This is a genomic window from Microcoleus sp. B4-D4 (assembly GCF_036705185.1).
GTDB lineage: Bacteria > Cyanobacteriota > Cyanobacteriia > Cyanobacteriales > Microcoleaceae > Microcoleus.
Window position 1 is genome coordinate 70,857 of record NZ_JAUBTX010000033.1, and the last position, 6,473, is coordinate 77,329.

Genomic DNA, 6,473 nt, shown 5'->3' on the forward strand with positions numbered 1-6,473 from the left:
TTATGTACACTCGACCCTTAGCCCGTTTAATCGAACAATTGCAGCGCTTACCAGGAGTCGGGCCAAAAACAGCACAGCGACTCGCTTTGCATATTTTAAAACGACCCGAAGAAGACGTGCAAGCCCTAGCTCAATCTTTAATTGATGCCAAAAAACAAGTCGGTTTCTGTAAAGTATGTTTTCACTTATCCGCTGAACCTGTTTGCGAAATTTGTCGCAACACAAACCGCGACAGTTCTACCATTTGTGTAGTGTCCGAATCCCGCGACGTAATCGCCCTAGAAAAAACCAGAGAATACATCGGTAAATATCACGTTGTTGGCGGTGTTATCTCACCGATGGATGGAATTGGTCCGGAACAATTGAACATTCAACCATTAGTCCGGCGCGTCAGCCAGCAAAAGATTAGTGAAGTAATTATTGCAATTAGTCCCAGCGTGGAAGGCGAAACTACTACTCTTTATATCGGTCACTTATTAAAACCTTTTACCAGAGTGACGCGCATCGCTTTTGGTTTGCCAATGGGGGGAGATTTGGAATATGCAGATGAGGTAACTTTGGCTCGTGCTTTGGAAGGAAGGAGGGAATTGGATTAGTTTAAAATGGGCAATTGCTGAGTTGAAATGTTAGAGAAACGAACCGCGAAGACGCAAAGGACACAAAGGAAGATGGGAGAGAAGGAAGTGCGATTGCTTTATTCAGGTTCGCAATCGCAAATTTGCAAAAAAGGTTAAACTAAACAAAGTTACTGAGAGTGAAAAAATATGACTCAATTCGATCGCCCTTTGATCTACCCCACAACCCACAAAACCGACGTATCAGACGACTATCACGGCGTCAAAGTATCAGATCCCTACAGATGGCTGGAAAATCCCGAATCAGAGGAAACCCAAGCCTGGGTAGAAGCCCAAAACGCAGTCACCTTCGGCTACCTCAGCCAAATCCCGGCGCGGGAAAAAATCAAACAGCGACTGACTCAACTTTGGGATTACGAGAAATACGGCATACCTTTCCAAGAAGGCGATCGCTATTTCTACTACAAAAATGACGGTCTACAAAATCAATCCGTACTTTATACTTTACCATCCCTAGACGGCGAACCTAAAGTATTAATTGACCCCAACACTCTCTCGGAAGACGGAACTATTGCTCTCGGCGGCATAGCTATCAGCGAAGACGGCAAACTAATGGCCTACGGTTTGTCAACTTCCGGCTCCGATTGGCAAGAATGGAAAGTTCGCGATGTGGAAACAGGCGAAGATTTATCAGACCATTTAAAGTGGATTAAATTCTCAGGAGCATCCTGGAGTCATGATGGTAAAGGCTTTTTTTACAGCCGCTACGACGAACCAAACGAAAAAACTAAACACGAAGACGTTAACTATTACCAAAAACTGTTTTATCACAAGCTCGGTACTTCCCAATCTGAAGACATATTGATCTACGAACGACCCGATCAAAAAGAGTGGGGATTTGGCGCAGGTGTCACAGAAGACGGCCGCTACTTAATTATCTCGGTTTGGCTGGGAACTGAAACCAAGAACTTGATTTTTTACAAAGATTTAACAGCACCGGAATCAAGCGTTGTTGAACTAATTAGCGAATTTGAGGCAGAGTACAGTTTCATCGATAATGACGGCTCTCTTTTCTGGTTTCAAACAGATTTAAATGCACCGCTAGGCCGCGTAATTGCGATCGACATTAGCAACCCACCACCATCATCCCTCGCGGGCGATCGCACCCCCCCGTCGCCCCCCCTTGGTAAGGGGGGGATTCAGGGGGGGTTCGCAGAAATCATTCCCGAAGCAGCCGAAACCCTCGGAGGCATTGGCATCCTCAACAATCAATTTATCGCTTCCTACCTAAAAGACGCCTACACCCAGATTAAAATTTTCACCTTAGACGGCTGTTTCGTGCGAGAAATCGCCTTACCAGGAATCGGTTCGGCGGGAGGATTCGGCGGCAAGCGGCACGACACGGAAACCTTTTATGCTTACACCAGTTTTACAGCGCCTAACACGATTTACCGCTACAACATGGTGACAGATGAAAGCACTATTTATCGGAAACCAAATGTCGATTTTGACCCCGAAGGTTACGAAACAAAACAAGTATTTTATCCCAGCAAAGACGGTACTCGCGTACCCATGTTTATCACCCACAAGAAAGGTTTGCAGTTAGATGGCAATAACCCGACATACCTGTACGGTTACGGCGGTTTTAGCGTCTCGCTGACTCCGAGTTTCTCGGTTAGCAGGGTTGTGTGGTTGGAGATGGGCGGAGTTTACGTCACCGCCTGTTTGCGGGGAGGCGGCGAGTACGGCGAATCCTGGCACCAAGCAGGTACAAAGTTGAAGAAGCAAAACGTGTTTGATGACTTTATCAGCGCTGCTGAATGGTTGATTGAAAACAAGTACACCAAACCGGCTAAATTGGCGATCGCAGGTGGCAGCAACGGCGGATTATTAGTGGGGGCTTGCATGACTCAGCGGCCGGAATTATTCGCTGCAGCATTGCCCGCAGTTGGCGTTATGGATATGTTGCGCTTCCACAAGTTTACCATTGGTTGGGCTTGGATTTCTGAGTATGGTTCCCCGGAAAATCCCGAAGAATTTCCCACAATCCGCAGCTATTCTCCCCTACACAATCTCAAATCGGGCACAGCTTATCCGGCGACAATGATTACAACTGCCGATCGCGACGACAGAGTAGTTCCCGCCCACAGTTTCAAGTTTGCTTCGGCTTTGCAAGAAACCCAAGGGGGAGAAAAGCCGGTGTTAATTAGGATCGAAACCAAAGCAGGTCACGGGGGCGGCAAACCTACTGCTAAAGTCATTGAAGAATTAGCAGATGAATGGGCTTTTTTGGTGCGCGAACTCGATATTAAGGTTTAACAAGCGCGGGATTGGGGGTGAATGTATCAGCGCTGTATCTGCCTTAAATCTGCGGTTGACGCATTTATCAAAGATTTATGCAATTACTCTACTCGTCTAATTTTTCCCTCCAATCCTGCGATGTTTCACCGGTGTTCGCAGCATAAACCAGATCCCTTAACATAGAATCATTAAAATTGTCAACCCCCCAATTAATGACTTTTATTAAAATTAATTTTTGTATGCTTTAGCGGTCATTTTGACATTTTTTTGAGATCGCTTTTTTCAGTTAGTTTAGCGGCAATGTCAAGCTGGCCACAGCAGTCAATCGAATCTACAATTAAAAACTTTCCAATTCTCACAAACAGATTTTTCAGTGGATTTACGGCAAAGCCTCAGTCACAAGTAATACTTTTATCGGCACTGAGTACGCTTGTGTCACTTACATTACTGCCTTTTTTTAGCCATGCGTAAGTAATACAAAATCCGGCTTAAGAACCCCTCTTTATAAAACTTAACGTTTGAAACCGCTCTTGCATAGACTGGCGTTATAGTCCAGAGAGGCTAAAAAATAAAAGGGGTATTCAAGCCGGATTTTTTATTGCGGGCGATCGCAATTTCAATTTTCTGGCAAAGTCTACGCTCAAAAAAAACAAGACTTAACCGTAGCCGTAAAATCCTGAAAACCTTTCCAGATAAGAGCTTTGAGTTGAGCTGTCATTAGGCAACAGCAGATGCGCCCCAGCATTCCCCCTCCAATTTTGTCTAAAAATTTCAATTCAACAAAAAAACACGTAAGTATTAATTTTGAAGTTTAAGAAAACTTATTAAAAATTTATATTTTGTTGTTGATCGATTTTTTTTAAAGGGGTAGGTTAGAACGGATAAGTAAATCAACAAATAATGAAAATGATCCCTAAAACGTCGCATTTGTCTGCGGTAAAAATACTGAAATCTAAAAATATGGTCGCTAAAAACAACTTTTTTTTTGCAGGAGCCAGCTCTCAAACAGAGTCTGAAGCCAAAAAATCTCTAGTGGTGGTTGACTCCAGAGTAGAAAATTACGAGCAATTGATCGGTGGGGTCAAAGCAGGAACGGAAGTATTTATACTCAGTCAAACCCGAGATGCGATCGACCAAATTACCGAAATTTTGGGTCAGCGCCACAATATCAACAGCCTGCACGTAGTATCTCACGGTCGAGAAGCAGCAATCGCGATCGGCCCTGCAGAATTGAATCTTGACAACCTAGAAACCTACAGCAGCCAATTGCAGCAGTGGGGAAAATCCCTCAGCAAATCCGCCAGTATTCTACTTTACGGCTGCAACATAGCCGCAGGCGAAGCCGGCATTAAATTCATACAAAAAATTAGGGAATTCACCGGAGCAAATATTGCAGCATCCCAAAACTTAACAGGGAGTGCAGCATTAGGTGGCGACTGGAAATTAGAAATTACCACAGGACAAATCAACGCCGAACTAGCCTTTGAAAAAGAAGTCCTAGAAAACTACACATCAGTCCTCGCTACCTTAGTTAGCGAAACCTTTCAAGGTTCAACAGCACTAGGGCCTTGGATTTATAATGGCGGCGGTTCACCTCCTCCTGGCTTAACCGCAGGCACCGGCCCCGGCATTATTCCCGGTGTAGTGGCAGGGCCAGTCGATCCACCAGGCAGCGGTGCTTTGAGATTAACATCAAATGCGAATAACCAAGCAAATTATGTCATCTACAACAACCCCATCTCTTCAACTGACGGGCTGAGAGTTACCTTTGATTTATTTGCTTATAACGGCAATAATGGTGCTGATGGCATTAGTTTTTTCCTAATTAACGGAACAGCTACGCCAGCATCGGCGGGAGGCTTCGGCGGCTCTCTCGGCTATGCTCCCAACACCTCCCCCCCAGCAGCATTCGGGATTGTAGGAGGTTATTTAGGTGTCGGATTAGATGAATTTGGCAATTTTTCCAATTCTGGTCAAGGGCGTATCGGCCCCATGCCCAACCCGGGGCAGCGACCTGATTCAATTACAATTAGAGGCAGCGAAGCCAACAACTATAAATTTTTAACTACCGCTCCCGTTCCGGGCGGCATAGATAATGTTACGGCAACCACTCGCACTACTGCTAATGTAAAAAAAACCGTCCAAATTACATTACTACCAGGTTCAAGCCGTCTTTCAGTTGCTATAGATACTGACGGCAACGATGTATTTGATACGGGCGTAACTTTGATAGACATACCCGATCTAATCGCGGTAAACGAAACAATACCACCTACTTTCAAATTTGGTTTTGCTGGTTCGACAGGCTCGTCTACAAACATTCACGAGGTTGCTAATCTCCTTGTCGAAACGATCAATCCTCCTGCAAGCCAAGCCGACATTTCCGTTGCTAAAACAGGCCCCGCCTTCGTCGCTCCTGGCGGAAACATTACCTACACAATTACCACCAGCAATGCTGCTGGTGGATCCGCTGCCGCAGACGTTTTGATTCAAGATCAACTGCCCGCAGACTTAACTTTTGTCAGTGCTCTCGACCCTAATGGCAATGGTGTATACAACCCTCTCACGCGGACTGTAATCTGGCCGACGGTTCCGACTTTGGCTAGCGGTGCTAGTGAAGTCCGCACCATCACCGTAAATGCCACCGGGGCGCTTGGGACTACCATAACTAACACTGCTTTTAGCAACTCCAGCACCTACGACCCCACCCCAGCTAACAACAACGGTACTGCTGTAACATCTCAAGTCCTCACTACAGTTGCTCAAGCCGATGTCAGTACCACAAAAATCGGTCCAGTGGCGGAGACTGTTGGCAATATAGTTACTTACACAATTTCCACAGTCAACAACGGGCCGAGCATAGCGACTAACGTCACTGTCACCGACACCATCATTCCCAATTTAACGGGAGTGGTGGCACCGGGTGGCATCTACGATAGCGTTACGGGTATTGTCACCTTCCCTCCTGTGAACTTAGCCATCGGTGCGGCCAATGCTCTAGCCAACACAGTCAGCTTCATCGCACCCGCAGGGCCAAGCGTCAGCAACAAGGCTAGCAGCAGCTCAGCTACTCCAGACCCCACTCCGACTAACAACGACGGTAGTGCTCCGGGTGCTAATGTCACCACGACTCTGACAGCAGCCAACCAACCACCAGTAGCCAACCCTACCACTGGGTCAGTGCTGCCGGGAAACACCCTTCCTGTGCCCGGATTGGGAGGAAATGACCCCGACGGGTCGATCGCCTCCTACACCATCAACACCATACCGCCAGCGGCCCAAGGAATCCTGTTTTTAGGAGATCCAGCCAACGGCGGAGTCCCCGTGACACCGGGTCAAGTATTGACATCTGCAGAAATAGGACAACTATTTTTCCAATCCACAGGGACTTTTACCGGAGCCAATTTCACCTACAGCGCTACAGATAACCAAGGTCTCGCCAGCACAGCGCCTGCGACGGCAACTCTGACAGCAGCCAACCAACCACCAGTAGCCAACCCTACCACTGGGTCAGTGCTTCCTGGAAACACCCTTCCTGTGCCCGGATTGGGAGGAAATGACCCCGACGGGTCGATCGCCTCCTACACCATCAACACC

Annotated in this window: 3 protein-coding genes; all 3 read left to right on the forward strand. The window is 46.8% G+C overall.

Annotation, left to right across the window (positions count from 1 at the left end; all coding sequences use genetic code 11):
• Window positions 1–2 precede the first annotated feature (2 nt).
• On the forward strand, window positions 3–596 hold the full coding sequence (recR, locus tag QUB13_RS21605) for a recombination mediator RecR (protein ID WP_194008721.1): 594 nt from the start codon (window positions 3–5) through the stop codon (window positions 594–596).
• Between the two features lie 168 nt (window positions 597–764).
• Window positions 765–2,894, forward strand: coding sequence for a prolyl oligopeptidase family serine peptidase (locus tag QUB13_RS21610; RefSeq protein WP_333384579.1), 2,130 nt, complete (start codon window positions 765–767; stop codon window positions 2,892–2,894).
• Window positions 2,895–3,836: 942 nt separating this feature from the next.
• A partial coding sequence (locus QUB13_RS21615) for a DUF4347 domain-containing protein (protein ID WP_333384583.1) occupies window positions 3,837–6,473 on the forward strand: 2,637 nt, incomplete at its 3' end.

Excerpts from the sequence above, each read along its gene's own strand:
- QUB13_RS21610 (WP_333384579.1), top strand. The coding sequence starts at position 765 with ATGACTCAATTCGATCGCCCTTTGATCTACCCCACAACCCACAAAACC.
- recR (WP_194008721.1), top strand. The coding sequence starts at position 3 with ATGTACACTCGACCCTTAGCCCGTTTAATCGAACAATTGCAGCGCTTA.